Origin of the sequence: Hymenobacter cavernae, assembly GCF_014641455.1 — a bacterium.
In the GTDB taxonomy this organism is placed as follows: Bacteria; Bacteroidota; Bacteroidia; order Cytophagales; family Hymenobacteraceae; genus Hymenobacter; species Hymenobacter cavernae.
In genome coordinates this window covers 69,604-86,833 of the sequence record NZ_BMHT01000004.1, presented here as the reverse complement: position 1 = coordinate 86,833, position 17,230 = coordinate 69,604, and the positions used below count along the sequence as shown (strand labels likewise).

At 53.5% G+C, this 17,230-nt stretch carries 12 protein-coding genes and 1 pseudogene; 8 read left to right on the top strand and 5 right to left on the bottom strand.

Features of this window, described 5'->3' with window-relative positions:
• Positions 1 to 207 precede the first annotated feature (207 nt).
• Positions 208 to 504: pseudogene (locus IEX74_RS23485) on the top strand (transposase); the annotation flags it as partial.
• 79 nt (positions 505 to 583) lie between these two features.
• Here IEX74_RS23485 and IEX74_RS11665 read toward each other — a convergent pair.
• The 5 genes from IEX74_RS11665 to IEX74_RS11645 all read right to left on the bottom strand — a co-directional run bounded on the left by IEX74_RS11665 (position 584) and on the right by IEX74_RS11645 (position 8,552).
• On the bottom strand, positions 584 to 2,299 hold the full coding sequence (locus tag IEX74_RS11665; RefSeq protein ID WP_188814180.1) for a hypothetical protein: 1,716 nt from the start codon (positions 2,297 to 2,299) through the stop codon (positions 584 to 586).
• 31 nt (positions 2,300 to 2,330) lie between these two features.
• The gene (locus IEX74_RS11660; protein ID WP_188814179.1) at positions 2,331 to 3,818 is read right to left on the bottom strand and encodes a lipopolysaccharide biosynthesis protein; all 1,488 of its coding nucleotides are present in this window, start codon (positions 3,816 to 3,818) and stop codon (positions 2,331 to 2,333) included.
• A 188-nt stretch (positions 3,819 to 4,006) separates the two neighbouring features.
• Positions 4,007 to 4,984 (bottom strand): glycosyltransferase family 4 protein, encoded by a 978-nt coding sequence (locus tag IEX74_RS11655; RefSeq protein ID WP_229755234.1) that lies wholly within the window; start codon positions 4,982 to 4,984, stop codon positions 4,007 to 4,009.
• Positions 4,985 to 5,535: 551 nt separating this feature from the next.
• Complete coding sequence (locus tag IEX74_RS11650) at positions 5,536 to 6,570, bottom strand: glycosyltransferase (RefSeq protein ID WP_188814177.1); 1,035 nt, start codon at positions 6,568 to 6,570, stop codon at positions 5,536 to 5,538.
• A 965-nt stretch (positions 6,571 to 7,535) separates the two neighbouring features.
• Positions 7,536 to 8,552: an acyltransferase family protein gene (locus tag IEX74_RS11645; RefSeq protein ID WP_188814176.1), complete on the bottom strand. Its 1,017-nt coding sequence runs from the start codon at positions 8,550 to 8,552 to the stop codon at positions 7,536 to 7,538.
• Positions 8,553 to 9,037: 485 nt separating this feature from the next.
• Between IEX74_RS11645 and IEX74_RS11640 the strand changes: the two genes are divergently transcribed.
• From IEX74_RS11640 to IEX74_RS11610, 7 genes are all read left to right on the top strand, one after another.
• On the top strand, positions 9,038 to 9,595 hold the full coding sequence (locus IEX74_RS11640; RefSeq protein WP_188814175.1) for a sugar O-acetyltransferase: 558 nt from the start codon (positions 9,038 to 9,040) through the stop codon (positions 9,593 to 9,595).
• A gap of 122 nt (positions 9,596 to 9,717) precedes the next feature.
• Positions 9,718 to 10,707 carry a biotin synthase BioB gene (gene bioB, locus IEX74_RS11635; protein ID WP_188814174.1) on the top strand — a complete coding sequence of 330 codons (990 nt, stop codon included), beginning with the start codon at positions 9,718 to 9,720 and terminating at the stop codon, positions 10,705 to 10,707.
• A 181-nt stretch (positions 10,708 to 10,888) separates the two neighbouring features.
• Complete coding sequence (locus IEX74_RS11630; RefSeq protein WP_188814173.1) at positions 10,889 to 12,040, top strand: aminotransferase class I/II-fold pyridoxal phosphate-dependent enzyme; 1,152 nt, start codon at positions 10,889 to 10,891, stop codon at positions 12,038 to 12,040.
• Positions 12,041 to 12,099: 59 nt separating this feature from the next.
• The gene (bioD, locus tag IEX74_RS11625; RefSeq protein ID WP_188814172.1) at positions 12,100 to 12,729 is read left to right on the top strand and encodes a dethiobiotin synthase; all 630 of its coding nucleotides are present in this window, start codon (positions 12,100 to 12,102) and stop codon (positions 12,727 to 12,729) included.
• A gap of 182 nt (positions 12,730 to 12,911) precedes the next feature.
• On the top strand, positions 12,912 to 14,204 hold the full coding sequence (gene bioA / locus IEX74_RS11620; RefSeq protein ID WP_188814171.1) for an adenosylmethionine--8-amino-7-oxononanoate transaminase: 1,293 nt from the start codon (positions 12,912 to 12,914) through the stop codon (positions 14,202 to 14,204).
• Between the two features lie 174 nt (positions 14,205 to 14,378).
• A complete protein-coding gene (locus IEX74_RS11615) occupies positions 14,379 to 15,584 on the top strand; it encodes a beta-ketoacyl synthase N-terminal-like domain-containing protein (RefSeq protein ID WP_229755233.1) in 1,206 nt (401 codons plus the stop codon).
• A gap of 193 nt (positions 15,585 to 15,777) precedes the next feature.
• Positions 15,778 to 17,142, top strand: a complete 1,365-nt coding sequence (locus tag IEX74_RS11610; protein WP_188814170.1) for a M28 family metallopeptidase — start codon at positions 15,778 to 15,780, stop codon at positions 17,140 to 17,142.
• Positions 17,143 to 17,230 lie beyond the last annotated feature (88 nt).

The window sequence follows — 17,230 nt, the reverse complement described above, 5'->3', positions numbered from 1 at the left end:
CGACCTTAGACAAGGTCGCTTTCTTGGTTATAAGTAATGTTGACAAATTCACCTGATACTCACATAACCCACAGTTCCGCCTGCTTGAGAGCATGTTGGGGAAATTAGACGAGACGTAAAGCAGCAACGAGTCAGTAAGTTACCAGTAGAATTTCCAGGTTCCGCTGACACTATGATTGAGGGCTATCAACCCCTACTGACTTCCAGTGGCAAGGTATCAGCTTACTGCTGCCGGTGCAACGCAAACGACGTTTGTGTTTGCGTCAGGTGTTCAATGCCTTGCTCTACGTGTGTCGCACGGGCTGCCAATGGCGGGCGCTACCCGATCAGTTTCCTCACTGGACAGCCGTGTACTATTCATACAGGCCTGTGGCCCCAACTCTCCATACGATACGCAGCCTCGAACAGGAAGCCACACCTGCCTTGGCGTGCATAGTACCGGTAGAACAAGTAGATCCTGGCCATTCCGAGCAAAGCGAGGAATCTGAGTTCATTCCCTGCTGATGCTCACCCGAATTTTCCACCAAGCTCGGAGTGCAACGTTGCTTAGAATTAAAAACTACAGAGGGCCGCTCTGTAGTTTTTACCGAGATAAGGAATGGAACCTTGGTAGGCTAGGTTTTGCAGCATTGCCGGAAACCAGCCAGACAATTACGCGCGTAAATTGGTACATCACGAAGTATAGAAAAACCTGCTGGAGCCAATCACGCAATAAGAAATTGGTAAAGAACAGCACGGTTTCAGGTTGCATAAAATGAAAGATGTAATCTAATATCAGCAACCCACACAGACTAAAGCGAAGTTGAGTACCGGTTGAATTCTTTTCCTGCGGCGTGGCAGATGCGGGCATAGCCATGCAGAACTTATCAATCAAAAAGAAAACCGGCAGCATACCAACACCGAACAGCAGCAGATACCACCACCCAAAGCTCGCCATGCCCGTACCAGCAAAGTGGCCTAACCTATAACCACCGAGCACTTCTGACGGAGCTCCGGCCGTATAATATAAATAATCGCCAAAAGAAATTCCTTTGAGCTTAACCTTATCTATTTCTGTCATCCCAAGTATATTCAAAACTGGCTGGGGAAAGACAGCCCAAACGTAATCTATTGAGAATTTCAACATAGCAGGATTATACTCCCAAATCTTTTCTGCTTGTACCAAGCTATTATCGTTGTATTTTATATTACAGAACCTAGAAAGGAATATATTTTTTAAATACCGTTCGTCCCATCCATTTGGGTCAGCTTCTTCGGTATCGAGGAGCCGGTAGTGCTGGATAGCCTGCTTATCGCTGAAAACTTGAAAAGTTTCTGCTATCAATTCCGAATAAGGTAGATCGTAGCGTTGTCCGCGCACGATAACCATAGCAGTACCAATATCTGCCATCGGTCCCGTGAGAAGATAACCTAGGCTCAAGGCAATAAAGCAATTCCGAAGCGTGAAGAACTTTATCTTATAAGTTCCGAGCAGCAAACCTAGCGCATAAGTGAATCCGGCCGAGGAGAAACCAACCATAAATCCAGAACGGTTGTTTCGGGCAATGCTGATGATAAAAAGCAGCAGGGTGTATGCGACCAACATAGGCACTAAGCTGCCAGACGATGGTTTGGTTTTGCCATATAGGCGACTAAATGGGATATAAAAAGGTGCGTAAGAAAAAGGTAGTAATGCCTGCACAGCTTTGTCACCGGCCGACGCTCCTCCTACCTGCCAAGCAATAGAAGCCGGAGAATAAAGATAAGCATAGAAAGTAGCGGCAAGTCCAACTACTCCCATCAGCCATAATTGCAAATCGGCGGGCACGTCGAAGAAGCCCAATTTAATAAACAAACGGGGAGTATTTCTCGTGGTTTGCTTGAACCAGGTTCGGTATAAGGCGTGCGTTAGAAGCAATACAATAAAAGCAGCAGTCGAATGAAAAAATACCTGATAAGGAAGCACCAGGTTAAATACGACGGGATGTTGTTCTAGCGACGTAAAAAGAAGTGGAAAGCAAAATTGCGTAACCACAAAGCATAGTATCATAAAAAAAGACAAAGGGTACTCTCGTATTAACCCCGCACGAAAAAATAATTTTGTAAAAATAAACCAAACAAATACAATACACCCGATTGCAAATAAATTAGATAAATCCGGAAAGTAGGCACTCTGATAAATGATTGCTACAAACATAGCCATCCATGAACGACTAATAACTAAGTCAATAAATTTATTATCATTCATTTGAGCAAACCACACCTTGTACTTGGCATGATTAATCAAATAGTTACCCTTAAGCAAAGACGTGCGCTGCATTATTTTCTAATCAAGGAAAAATAAACCCGGTTCACAATTTCCCGAATGCGTATAATTTCCTCACGCCGGGAAAGCTTCCTACTATCCGAACAACGTGTTGCCGAATGAGGGCAGGCAACAGCCGCCAGTATTGCCAGCAATTTCCTAGTAGCAGCAATAAGGCAACAGGCAAAATAATAAACCTTGCCTGCGGTGATAGCACCAGAGCGCCCATGGCTAGTGCGGCAATCAGCACGGAGGTAGTCGCAATAAAGGAATACTGTTTAGGCCATTTCAGCTCGTTGCGGCGTAACCAGCGGTGCGCTACAATTTGGTAGCCAACGGCCGCAACAACTTCAGCAGTCGCAAGCGCCACTCCGCCCCCCAAAATACCTAGGTTGGGCACGAGCAGATAAATGCCCCCGACTACCACAACGGCAGCCAAAGCCGAGAGAAACAGCTGTGGCCGGAGCAAATTATTCCCTCTTACTACGGCTATTGCGGGCTGAGCCAAGGCATACACCAGCACGGTCAGCGAAAGGCTGGCAAAAAGAGCCGGGTTGAAGGGCACACGGCCCCGCGTCCAGAGCAGATAAAAAGGCTCTACAAAGCTCTGTATCACCACCATTGCCGGCGCTAACACGGCTACCAACACAAACCACACGGTACTGAAGGCGGCCTCACTGCGCATTTGGTCGCGCTGATGCAGAAAGAGCATCAAATCGGGCATCAGGGGCTGCGTAACGGTGCCCATGCCTTGTACCGCAATGTTGGCGCCGGTACGCATGGTCGAAAAAGCCGTCAGGCTTGCGGCGCCGGCTAGTGGCGCCAATACCAGGCGCACGCCGTGCTGCCGGGCATTTTCCAGGAGCCCTTTACCTGATACTGCCGTTGAGTAGAAAAAATTCCGTAGGCCAAGGCGCAGTGATGGCGCGCAGAATGGTATTTGTTCCCGCCGAAGCCAGCGGAACAAATCGATGTAGATGGGTATGCTAAACACCGTGGTGGCAACTGCCACAACCAAACCGGTTGCCAGCAGCTTAGCACCTAGCATTACCGCAAAGACCGGCGCTATTGCCGAAACGACTGAGCTTCCTAGGTTCCACCACGCCATGCGCGGAAAGTAACCGAAGGGCGCGAGGGCGCGAAATAGCAGGCCGGTCACACTGTTATTGAGCAACCAGACGAAAGCCTGTAGCATCAAGACCACGCCCGCGTCGTGCAACAAGTCCGCATCGATCGTCTGTGCTTTGTCGAGCAAACCGTTGAGCGCACCCGTCGCCAGAAACAAAAAAACCACCACGATCTGCGCGACACTGATCAGTAAACCGATACTCACCCCCGACCAGATGGTCAGACTTAACCTAGGACGATTCTCCCGCCCTATGCGCAGGAATTCATAAGCCAGAAACTCGTGGTGCCCATAATCGAGCGAAGAGATAATGCTTGCCAAGGATTGTACGGCCAGCCATGTACCATACATCGTCACACTCCAGTGCGAAAGATAGATGGGTACCAAGGCTATTTGGGCCAGTATCATCACTACGACCTGGGCCCATGATGCTATGCCTCCAGAAACCAAGCGCGATGCTGTTGACATAGGCACTTTATTTTATTTTAATGCAGGCGCAAAGCGACCGTCAGATTCTGATAAATAGCAACCTAGGTTGCGGGTACTTAGCCAGAACCAGCACTCAGAAGCCAGCACGTTGAATAGGAACCAGTTATTTAGACCGCTAAGTAATCTGCCAGCGCATGTACAATATGGTTGCTGTAGCTTTCCCAGGTATAGCGGGCAGCATGTAGCTGGGCGAAGCGGCCCATTTCCGGAATAGCCGAACGATTATCGAGAAACCATTCGATCTTTTCGGCAATGGCTTCGGGCGAGCGGATAGGCACTAAAAAGCCAGTAACACCTTCCTGGATCAGGTCGCTGCCACCGGTATTGGGCGTTATGATAAGCGGCAAGCCTTGACTCATAGCCTCTTGCATCACCAAAGCCCGCCCCTCCACGATAGAGGGTAAACAGAACACATCACAGGTCCGCATAAACTCCAATACCTGCGCGTGCGGACGGCTCGGCTCATAGCGAACATTCGGAGCCTGACTGAACTGATTCCGATAAAACTCCATAGGAACCATCGTCATCGGAATACCCATCACTACAAGTTCCAGATCAGACCGGTTTAGCAAGCGTACGGCCGCGAGCAAATCGCCTAGCCCTTTGCGCTGGCTCATGCCTCCCACAAACAGGACGCGGAGTGGCCGCCGGGAGTTCTGCGTGTCCTTTTCTGTCGCCGGTGCCAGGTCAGCACTGCGGGTCGGCGAGCCAAACGGAGCTGAAATTAATTGTTTGCCGCGCGCCCACGCTGGTAGCGAGTCAATTACAAATTGCCCGGGTCCTATTACCACATCGGCTAGCTCCAGTTCCCGCTCCTTGCGTTCCAGCTTCGCCGCCGAATCATGAATACCTCCCCCCAGCGTACAAGCCCAATCAGGTTGGCGTTCAGCTTCTTCCAGCATAAGCGCGCGCGCCGTTTCCCAGTAGGCAATCGGCAAATCATAAATACATTTCAGCCCAAGTGCTTTTGCTCGTGTGAAGGTAGCCAGCGCCGCATCCTCATAGGCATAGACTGCCCCTACCTGGTTTTTTCTTACCTGCTGGGCGAGGCGCCTGGCGGCAGCGGCATCAAAACTTCGGTGCACGGCGTCCCAGCTTGCCCATCCTAGCTCGTGTCGCACAAACCATTTTAGTCCTATTCGCGGCAACATCATGTGAGCTAACTCCCGCATTGGATGCGCCCACATTTGTTCAGCAGGTACGGTAAAGCTACGCCGTAAACACTCGCTACGTATTTGCCCTGGCATCAATCGGAGCCACCTCGCCGCTGAATTTATGGCTATCGTGGTATTAAATTCTGCCAGCATATTAGCCTGTGCCAATGCAGTAAGAATCGCTCTTACATTGCTATTACCACTGGTGTGCAAGACTGTGATTTTCATAAAGAATGAGCTGCGAAAATATTTAACCAAATCAGAATAAAATGACGCATCCCAGGTGCATCAGTCACCCCAAATGTTCAAGCCCAGCCACTACCAAGCAGATGCTTGCTATCAACTTTTAGCAATTAATTATTTATTAAAAGCTAGCGCATCATACTACCTTATTAAATTTTAATCTCACAAACACTTGCCCATAGTCAACTTTATTTTATTTATATCTCTCTACTATTCTCCTTTCCACTATCACAAGCACTTTACTTGATTACGGCATCGGGAGCAAGGTATTTATTTGCTAGTTTATCGATTACAGTTAATGCATTTCTATAGTGAAGATTCTCGCAGACAAATTTGTAGTTTCTTTCTATTAGCTCCTGGTATGCCTCAGGATTTTTCAGGATATGTACTATCTGCTCCATAGGGTTACTCCAATCAACTTCCACAATTGGGTTGTAACCGAAAATCTTCTCAGCATCGTAAGGAGTTGCTCCTACTACTAAACACTTGGAGGCCATAGCCTGTAAATAGCGTAGGGTCAGTGTCGACACATTGCCCGCCAATTTTGGATGCGTTAAGGACCGGGGAAAGCAAATGCAGATTTTCGCATCTGCAAGGCCATCAATAAAATCCTGCTCAGTAGGAAACTGATAGTCAGGGGTTTTCACCCACTGTGTTGCGACGTCCTTCGCGTTAGTTCTTTCCTGGTATCTATATTCAATTCCCAGGAATTCACAACCCGCTACAATCTTATTGTGATATTCCAGATAAGAGCGTCCGAATGATAAAATATCAATCCTTCGCTCTGCCCAAGGTTTGTAGCGGTAAGCATCCGTATTTACTGTTTCGGGAACCCAATGCACCGCACAATCAGGAATACCTAGGTTTCTAAAATATTCCGTTGCCTGTAAGCTCGAAAGCAATAATAGATTAGTACCACTTTCGCGCACCAGGTTTTCAACTTCCTGATAACGCGGTTCCCAAACATCGTAGGTCCATAAAACTCTTAAATCGCAGTCAAACGTGAAGTAGGGATAATTTTTAGAAAACAGATAATTACGATAAGGCAAACCCAGGCTAATAAAAGCACCCTTCATCTTGTATGCCTTAAAAAAAGGCCGGGAAGTGAGATGTAAGACTTTATAAAAGCGGGAAGAAAGCATAGCGGGTGAAAAGAGCAGTGGCCCCTGCTTACTCCGCCAAGTGCTGTGATGCGCGCAATACTGTTCAAAGTCTTGCAACAGCGTAAAATCCGGGCGCTCGTCCTGAAACTTGGAAGTAATTAATGTAATCATGAGGCAGGAGTAGATAAATAGGGTAAATGCAAAACGCCGTGCGGCAGCATTCACAGAATTTTCTTAGGCAAGCTTCTTCTTAGCAGCATGGTTATCTGCTATTGGCTAATTAAAAACTACAACAACCCTTGAAAAAGAGACCTTCCTCAGATGCAGTGAATTGTCTCTCTTGTTCTATTCTGAGCTTTTGCGAGCGCAGCGTTTGCTACCGCCGAACACGAAAGTTTGTGCATGAACACCTTTTTGTACCTAACCTAGGTTTTCTGCCCAGCTATGCCCTCTCCATACAGATCAGGTGCTTATCCCTTCTGTATTTAAATGAGCATTATAGGCAACACAAACGATTGTCTGGGTTGTTTTAGATGTAAGACATTTTTTATAACAAACCTCAGCTAACTCACCAGCCAGGCACGTTTCAAAACTAACGCAACTGACATTTAAATACAAATTAATATAAAAATTGTTAAAAATTTACACACTGCTTAGCAAAGTACTATTTGATAGGCTCATCTTACAAACCTAGGCTTCACTCCGTTAGTTGAAGAACTATAAGCAAGCACCCACTATAATGGACAACTGTGTAGGAGTTAGGAGCCACCCTGTAGCGGCATAACACCAGCAGCGGCTGACAGGAAGGTGGAGTGTCCCTTTCTGTCAGCCGCTGCTGGTGGATAGCGATGGGCATGCGCCATGCTGTGTTGCCGGGGCTTCACTGCGGTCACTGGATAGCACTAGGCAAGCTAGGGTCATCTGGGCACTGCTGGCCTACGACCACTTAGCCTGACTAGCTTGAACACTTATCCTTACATGCTGTACTCCTAGCGCATCATCGATTGCAATGCACAGGCAGAATAACCGCTTCCTGCTCCCCTTTGCTCAAGTTGCTGGACTGCCGAGTTCGTCAACGCAGATGAAATTGTGCAGTGTGTATCACCAACCATTTCAGCCAGCGACGGTGGGTGGTGCTACACGCGGCTTAGCTCTTTCTGTTCGGCCAGGCGCCTTCTTCTTTCCTCAATCGGGCGGTCGTAATACCGGTAGAACAGGTAGGCCATGGCAAAAGTAAGCACCAGATAGGCAGCCATGTAAGGCAGCCGCTGCACTGTAGTCAGGTTCTGGATATAATGGTTGTAGGGAATAAACCAGACCCAGTGCGACAGGTATAGCACATACGACATATCGCCCAAAGCTCTATCCAGCTTGTTGCTTTTCACGCGCACGCTACCGGCCAGCAATGGCACCAGAAGCAAGCTAGCCAACTGACTGAAATGCAGGTGATAACTCGTCTCGGAATCTTTCACTAACTGAAATAGACCCGGTGACAAGTAATGCACAAGCAGCACCGCAACAAATAGCAGATTACAAATTAGCTGCGTTGTTCTGGAGAAAACAATCTTGTCTTTATTCAACGAAATACCAATCGCGAAGTAAACCAGGTACGGCAACACAGTGCCATGCAAAAAGGAATTTTGGAAAACAGTTTCGATGATAATAGCTACTAAAGCTAGGCCTAGGAGCGTAACAACTCTATTTATCCGTTTGCCCATCAGCAATATTACCAAGGGAAAAAGAATGTAGAACTGCACTTCTATATCCAAGGACCAAGCGGGTGCAATTGGTTTATACATCAGCTGGTTATAACCTAGCAGCGTAATGTTGGACAACCAAAAAGCCAGCTGCTTCACCAAAGGCATATCGGCAATCAGCCGGACTTTATCAAAATCAAAAATAAGCGTAACTACAGCCGTCAGGGCAATAAATAGATAGTAGACAGGAAATAACCTATAGAGTCTACTGGTATAAAATTCCTGGACAGGCGAATTCAGTTTGGCGTATTTAAGATCATACATCAGGGATATCCAGTAGCCACTTAATATAAAGAAGCAGTACACGGCAAGCGTACCTAGGTACACTACTTTGGCGACGTGGAAAAGCACCACAATGGAGGCCAGAATAAATCTTACTAGTCCAGGTTTGAGCATGATCTGCGGCAAGTAAGGGGAAGAGGAAAAAAGGAAAGAAAACTCAATAGGTGTAGTCGGTTCTGATGCAACTTAGCGGAGACAAGGCGCATGTTCGTTTTAGCGGAGCAGCGACAGGACACCCTTCGGAACGTGCCGGTTCCGGAAGAAAGCGTGCTGGAAATGGGCTAGGCTAGGTGCAGCCCGCTCGGTACAAGGAAGCTGGCAGGAGCGGATTCTGACGCTTGAAAGCCTTTGCTTTTCCCGTGTTCTTGGGTTTGAACACGATGCGACAGAATACAATTGAACTAATAAAAGTTCTGTTCTGATGCGAAGCGAAAATGACTGAGTAGCGCCGCCTCAAACGACTATAAGCTGGCACTATTACCAAGCTTAATCAACAGATAATCAGTGCGATATTTTAACAATAGTACTAGCATTGTGCTATTATCCCAAATAATATTCACACTTTTTCCAAAACAAGCTGTTGAAAGCAGCCCTTTAACATGCCATCTGAGAAGGAAAAAATGCTGGCTGGCGAGCTCTACCAAGCCAATGATCCAGAGCTGGTTGCCGAACGTCTGCGTGCCAAAACGTTGTGTCATCGCTACAACCAGCAGCCGGTAGAGCTGGATAGGCGCGTGCTGGCCGAGCTGCTGGGCTACGAAACCGACGCGCACATCGAAACCGCGTTTCGCTGCGACTATGGCTACAACATCCGGCTAGGCCGGAACTTCTATGCCAACTACAACCTGGTCGTGCTGGACTGCGCGCTGGTTACCATCGGCGACGACGTGTTTGTGGCACCGAACGTGGTGCTCAGCACCGCAGGGCACCCGATAGAAGCCGAACCTAGGGTGGCCGGCTGGGAGTTTGCCAAACCGATTGCGATTGGCAACAAGGTGTGGCTGGGCGCGGGCGTGCTGGTGATGCCCGGCGTGACCATCGGCGACAATGCCGTGATTGGGGCCGGCAGCGTGGTCACGCGCTCCATTCCGGCCAATGCCGTGGCGGTCGGTAATCCGTGCCGGGTGCTGCGGGAATTGCCGGACGCCGCAACCTAGGCCCGAATTTTCTTCATGTGCCAAACCCGACTTCTCGCTTAAATTGCGGCCCGCCGAAATGCCCCACTGGCCTCGGCGGGCTTTTTATTCTGGCAATTGGCAACTCACAAACGGCACCCAAAATGCTCCGCACCGACTGGACCCTCGACGAAGTAAACGCAATTTATCATCAGCCCGTGCTGGAACTGGTGGCACAGGCCGCCGCCGTACACAAGGAACATCAAACCACCGGCGAAGTGCAGGTGTGCACGCTGCTGAGCGTAAAAACCGGCGGCTGCCCCGAAGACTGTGCTTACTGCCCTCAAGCCGCCCGCTACCACACGGGTGTGCAAGCTCATAAGCTATTGCCTGACGCTGAGGTGATTGCTGCTGCTCAGCGCGCCAAAGATTCGGGCAGCACCCGTTTCTGCATGGGCGCTGCCTGGCGCGAAGTGCGCGACAACCGCGACTTCGACCGGGTGCTGAACATGGTGACGGAGGTGAACAACCTAGGTCTGGAAGTGTGCTGCACGCTGGGTATGGTGAACGAGTACCAGGCCGAGCGCCTCAAGCAGGCTGGCCTCTACGCCTACAACCATAACCTCGACACGAGCGCCGAAAACTACTCCAACATCATCACCACCCGTACTTACGACGACCGCCTCGACACGCTCGAGCACGTGCGCAAAGCCGGTATTTCGGTGTGCAGCGGCGGCATCATCGGCCTCGGCGAAACCGACGAGGACCGCATAGCTATGCTACACACGCTGGCCACGCTGCCCGCCCACCCCGAGTCGGTGCCGGTGAATGCGCTGGTACCGGTGCAGGGCACGCCGCTCGCCAACCAGCCCCGCGTGAGCGTGTGGGAAATGCTGCGCATGATTGCCACGGCCCGCATCCTGATGCCCAAAACGATGGTGCGCCTTTCGGCGGGCCGGCAGGAAATGCCGGTATCGGAGCAGGCGCTATGCTTCCTGGCCGGCGCCAACTCCATCTTCTCCGGCGAGAAGCTGCTGACCACCCCCAACCCCGATTTCGACGCTGATAAGCAGATGTTTGCGACCCTAGGTCTGACGCCGCGCAAATCGTTCAAAGACGTGCCGGTAGGTGCTACGGTGTTGGCAGCTCTTTAATGCATTGTTCAACGGTTTGCCTCACCCCCTAGCCCCTCTCCGAAAAGGAGAGGAGGAACTAGCTTCTAGTTTTTAGAGCTAGCTTTTTCTAGATTATCAGTCTACTTCTAAAGCTAGTTCCCCCTCTCCTTTTCGGAGAGGGGGCTAGGGGGTGAGGCAAACCGTTGAACGACCCATTCTCATGCTTCTCCAACGCCTTACCCAGCAGCTCGCCAAGCGGGAAGCCGAAGGCACCCGCCGCCACCTGACCACAACCATCGCCAGCCGCATCGATTTCAGCTCTAACGACTACCTAGGTCTGGCCCGCTCTGAGGCTCTTCAAACAGTTCTGCAACAGCCTGTTGCAGAAGCGGCCGGCAGCACCGGCTCGCGTCTGCTCACCGGCAACTCGGCCGCAGCTGAAGCCTTGGAAGCGCATCTGGCTAGCTTTCACCACGGCGAAGCGGCCCTGCTGTTCAACTCCGGCTACGCCGCCAACCTAGGTTTCTTCGCCGCTGTGCCCCGGCGGGGCGACGTTATTTTCTACGATGAAGCCAGCCACGCTTCCGTGAAGGATGGCATCCGGGGCAGCTTCGCCACCGCGTATAGCTTTCGGCACAACGAGGTGGCTGATCTGGAACGACGGTTGCGGCGCTTGAATCTGCCGCCCGGTGGGGCGGTGTTCGTGGCGGTGGAAGCGCTGTACTCGATGGACGGCGACCAGGCGCCGCTGGGGGAGCTAGCGGCTTTTTGCCAGCAAGAAGGACTGTATTTAGTTGTAGATGAAGCGCATACCAACGGCCTGTACGGACCAAATGGCGAAGGTTTGGTTGTAGGGCTAGGTCTGACGGAGCAGGTTTTTGCCCGCGTGCTCACCTTCGGCAAGGCCTTGGGCAGCCAGGGCGCAGCAGTCGTGGGCGCGGCCGTGCTGCGCGATTTCCTCATCAATTTCAGTCGCCCTTTCATTTACACCACTTCCCTCCCGCCGATTACCCTCAGAACACTCACGGCGGCTTACCAGCTACTTCCGACGTTTGGTGCAGAGCGCCAGCGGCTGTTTGCGCTTTCCGATTTGCTGAAAACAACGCTGAACGCTGTGCCGGGGCTGCACGTCCCAAAAGCCAGCCACGTCATTCATCCCGTCTTCTTTCCGGCTGCCGCCAACGGTCCGGCTCATGCACGGGCCGTGGCGCAGGCTGCGCAAACTGCCGGCTTCGATGTGCGTCCGATTGTGTCGCCAACCGTACCCGCCGGCACCGAGCGGCTGCGCCTGATCGTGCACAGCTTCAACACCGAAGCGGAGATTCTGGCCTTGGCCGACGTGCTACGTGCGGCTGTAGCGCGGACTTTGTAGTCCGCGTTTGTTTATGCCATGCACGGATTACAGAATCCGCGCTACATGCACTTCATTTTATGACTTCTGAACGCTTATTCATCACCGGCATCGGCACGGATGTCGGCAAAACTTTCGTTGCTGCCATTCTCACCGAAGCCTTGGGCGCTGATTACTGGAAGCCGGTGCAAGCCGGCCTCGCGCCTACCACCGACAGCGCCACCGTGCGGCAGCTGGTCACTAACCTAGGTTCTCACTTTCACCCGGAAGCCTACCGCCTTCAGCTGCCCGCCTCGCCCCACTTGGCGGCGGCCACCGAAGGCATTCTCATTCATCCAGAAGTCTTTACGCTTCCTCAAACTGATAACCACCTCATCGTGGAAGGCGCGGGCGGCTTGCTCGTGCCGCTGGCACCGGGCTTTCTGGTAGCCGATCTGATAGCGCAGCTCGGACTGGCCACGGTGGTCGTGTCGCGGCACTACCTAGGTAGCATCAATCATACGCTGCTGACTCTGGAGGCGCTGCGCCAACGCGGGCTGGCCGTCCGCGGACTCGTGTTTAATGGCGAGCCCAACCCATCCACTGAAGACTTTATCACGCAGCATACCGGCGTGCCTGTGTTGCCCAGAATTTTGCCGGAGCCAGCTGTAAACGCGGAAGTTGTGAGCCGCTACGCCAAAGAATTCCGGGCCGCATTCGGGTTGTCGTGAACCAGTAGAACGTCATGCCGACCAACGAGAAGCATCTCGCGTGTTGACATTCCGGGCGTAATTTCCTGTCGATTGGAGTTACCATAGCACGCGAGATGTCTCCCGCTGGTCGACATGACGTTTCTCCAACCCAAGCGGAATAGCCGACAGCCAATTGTTCATTGCTCCTTTCTCATTGCTCATTGAAAACCTCCCTCGCCACCCGCGACCACGCCGTTATCTGGCACCCTTACACCCAAATGCAAACCGCCCCGCTGCCCATCCCCATCGTGCGCGGGCAGGGCGCGTGGCTGTACGCCGAAGACGGCACCGCCTACCTAGATGCCATAGCGTCTTGGTGGGTTAACTTGCACGGGCACGCTAATCCGCACATTGCCGAGCGGGTTAGCCAGCAACTGCATACGCTTGAGCACGTGATATTTGCCGGCTTCACGCACCCGGCAGCCGTGGAGCTGGCCGAGCAGCTTTTGGAGATTCTGCCCACCAACCAGGCCCGGATCTTCTACTCCGACAACGGCTCCACCGCCGTGGAAGTGGCTCTGAAAATGGCGCTGCAATACTTCCATAACCTAGGTCGGCCGCGCAAAACCATTGTGGCGTTCCGCGACAGTTACCACGGCGACACCTTCGGGGCGATGGCCGTGAGCAGCCGCGGCGCCTTCACCGCGCCCTTCGCGCCGCTCCTGTTCGATGTGGCGTTTATCGACGTGCCCACGCCCGGCCGCGAAGCCGAAACCCTGGCCCAGCTCGAAGCCGTAGCCGCGCTTGGCGATGTAGCCGCGTTCATCTTCGAGCCGCTGCTGCTCGGCACCGCCGGCATGATCACCTACTCACCCGAAGCGTTGAACGCGCTAATGGTCTGCTGCCAACGCTATGGTATTCTGACGATTGCCGATGAAGTAATGACTGGTTTCGGCCGCACCGGGCACCTGTTTGCAAGCGAATACCTAGCTAGTCAGCCCGATATGATGTGCCTTTCCAAAGGCCTGACGGGCGGCACTATGGCGCTGGGCGTAACGAGCTGCACGGCCCCGGTGTACGAGGCTTTCCTGAGTGAAGACAAGCTTAAAACGCTTTTCCACGGTCACTCTTACACCGCTAACCCCGTGGCGTGCGCCGCGGCTTTGGCAAGCATGGAGCTGACCCGCTCGGCGGAGTGCGCTGCCAACCTGGCCCGCATCAACCGGGCCCATCAGCAGTTTGCGCAGGAGATGAATGGGCAGCCCGGTATTCGTGCGATGCGGCTGCTCGGCACGGTGCTGGTCTTTGAGTTTGAGGCAGATACCACCACGACCTACTTCAGCTCCCTGCGCGACGAGCTGTACCAGTTGGCTCTTGCTAATCGGGTTATTTTGCGGCCGCTCGGCAATATCATCTACACCATGCCGCCTTACTGCACCACGGACGAGGAATTGCATCTGATTTACAGCGTGATGCGCCAAATGCGGGAGTTGGTACTTAGTAAAATACCCTAGGCGTCCAAACGGTTGTCGTTGCCCAGTTGTAGCGCGAAGCTCCGGCTTCGCGTATCGTTGAACGATAGTCACTGGAGCACTACCGGACGAGTCGTTCAACGAGGCGCGAAGCCGGAGCTTCGCGCTACAACCGCCTACCCGCAGCGACGATTTACCTGATTTGAAGACCACATTATGTCTGCTGAAGACCTCATTATCATTCGCGGCCGCGGCAGTGTATCCGCCCTAGGCCTAGGTTCAGAAGGCTACGCGGCCCCCAGTCCGACCTTTACCACCCGCAACCTAGGTACCCGTGCGCTGCCCGTGGCGGCTCTGCCCGCCGCCGCCGAAGCTGCGGTAGCCGCATTGCGCCAGCAGCATCCCTCTTACCGGCAGCTTGACCGCACTGTGCTGCTTGCGTTGCTGGCTGCCCGCCAGGCTACAAAACAAGCCACTTGGAATGAATCAGACAAACAAACTTCGTTAGCCGTCAGCATCGGTTCCTCACGCGGGGCAACCGGCCGCTTAGAGCAATTCCACGAGGAGTTCCTGACGGCCGGCACCGTGCCCGTCGCGGCCTCGCCGCTGACTACCCTCGGCAACGTGGCGAGCTGGGTCGCCTACGACGCGGGTGCCCACGGCGGCGCGGCCCTGAGCCATTCCAGCACGTGCAGTAGCGCATTTCAGGCGCTTGGCAATGCCCTGGCCTGGCTCCGCGCCGGCATGGCCGACCGTTTTTTGGCCGGTGGTGCCGAAGCACCGCTGACGGATTTTACGCTGGCGCAAATGCACGCCATCGGCATTTATTCACCTTTCGCGGAGGCAGATTGGCCCTGCCGGCCCGGCGCGGGCGCTCCTTCCACGTTCGTGCTCGGCGAAGGAGCGGCGGTATTTGCCCTCGAAAAAGCTAGCTCACAGGCGCTACAGCAGGAAAAGCTAGCTCAACCAGACAAGCCAATTTTCAGGCTGGAAAGTGTGGGATTCGGTTTCGAAGCCATTGGCAGCAAAACGGGCCTTTCCCGCGACGGCCAGCACTTCCAAATTGCTATGCGTCAGGCGCTAACCCAAGCCAATTGCACAACCGCCGCAGTAGATGCCATTGTGCTGCACAGCCCCGGCACGCCCGCCGGCGATGCCGCCGAGCGCGCCGCCATTAGGGCCATTTTCGGAGAGAATGTACCGTCTTTCACCTCTAACAAGTGGCTGCTGGGCCATACCCTAGGTGCTTCGGCGGCGCTTAGCTTGGAGTATGCGCTGCACCTGCTCACCACCCAAGCCTGGCCCAGTGTGCCATTCGCCACCGACCTAGGCCCCACTCCTACGCGCCCGCTCCGCCGATTACTAATCAACGCGGCGGGTTTTGGGGGCAACGCGGCCAGCGCCTTGGTGTCTTTGGCGTAGAATGCCTAGCGGCTTTGTGCGGCCTGAAGTCACAAAAAGATCAGGCATTCTTCGCTTACCTGCTTAGCTTTAAGCAGTCAGCTCAAAGAATACCGCCGTCAATGTTGAGGCAAACCTTGTTCGTCAAAGCAAAAACTAACAGCGGGCGGCCAAGAGCTAACCGCTGAAATCCTGTTCCTCCAACACCTACTCTATGAAGTTTTCTTACTTATTTCTGGCTACTGCCGCCAGCCTTGCCCCTTCGCTTTTGCGTGCTCAAAGCGCCCCACCAACCACGCCCGACCCGTCTATCAAGCAAATGGTGGAAGCCATTTCGGCCAAAAACCTCGAAGATGACATCCGCAAAATGGTGTCTTTCGGCACCCGCCACACGCTGAGCGACACCAAGGACAAGAAGCGCGGCATCGGGGCGGCCCGCAACTGGGTCGAGCAGGAGTTTAAGAAATACGCCAAAGCCAGCGGCAACCGCCTGAAAGTGGAGCAGGACACCTTTACGCTCAACCCAGACGGCCGGCGCGTGGATAAGAAAACGCTGATGGCCAACGTGATGGCCACGCTGCCCGGCACCGACCCCAACGACAACCGCGTGTACATCGTGAGCGGACACCTTGACTCGCGCGTGACCGACGTGATGAACCGTACCAGCGACGCGCCCGGCGCCAACGACGACGCCTCCGGCGTGGCCCTGGTGATGGAAATGGCCCGCGTGATGTCGCAGAAGCAGTACCCGTGCACGCTGATTTTCGTGGCGGTGCAGGGCGAAGAGCAGGGCCTGCTGGGTTCCGGCTACCTCGCCAAGAAAGCCAAGAACCTAGGTTGGAATGTGGCGGGGATGCTCAACAACGACATCGTGGGCAACTCCCACGGCTACGACCCGGAAATCTCTGACAACAAACACATTCGGGTGTTCAGCGAGGGTGTGCCGGCCACCGAAACGCCGGAGCAGGCCCAGCTACGCCGCACGCTCAGCAGCGAAAACGACGCGTCGAGCCGGCAGCTGGCTCGCTACGCCAAAACCGCCTGCGAGCAGTACGTATCCGACTTCGGCGTGATGGTGGAGTACCGCCCCGACCGTTTCCTGCGCGGCGGCGACCACACGCCCTTTAATCAGCAGGGCTTCACGGCCGTGCGCTTCACCGAGCCCAACGAGAACTTCAACCACCAGCACCAGGACTTGCGCACCGAAAACGGCATAGTGTACGGCGACAACCCGGAGTTCGTGGATTATCAGTTCCTGCGCAAAAACACCGGCGTAAACCTAGCTACCATGGCGAGCCTAGCCCTCGCCCCGGATTCTCCGCAGAACGTGGGCGTGCTCACCGCCAAGCTCACCAACCGCACCGAGCTGAAGTGGGATGCCCCCAAAACCGGCCGCAAACCCGCAGGCTACTACGTGCTAATGCGCGAAACCAGCAGCCCCGTGTGGCAGCAGAAGTTCTTCTTCCCCGGCACCACCGCCGACCTGCCCCACAGCAAAGACAACTACATCTTCGGGGTAGCCTCGGTGGATGAAGCCGGGCACGAGAGCTTGCCGGTCATTCCGAAGCCGGTTAGGTAGAGAATTTTCATACGTGCATGAAGCGGTCTGTATCAGTTTCGCTAGAACGTCATGCTGAGCTTGCCGAAGCATCTCTATGGTAACTTAC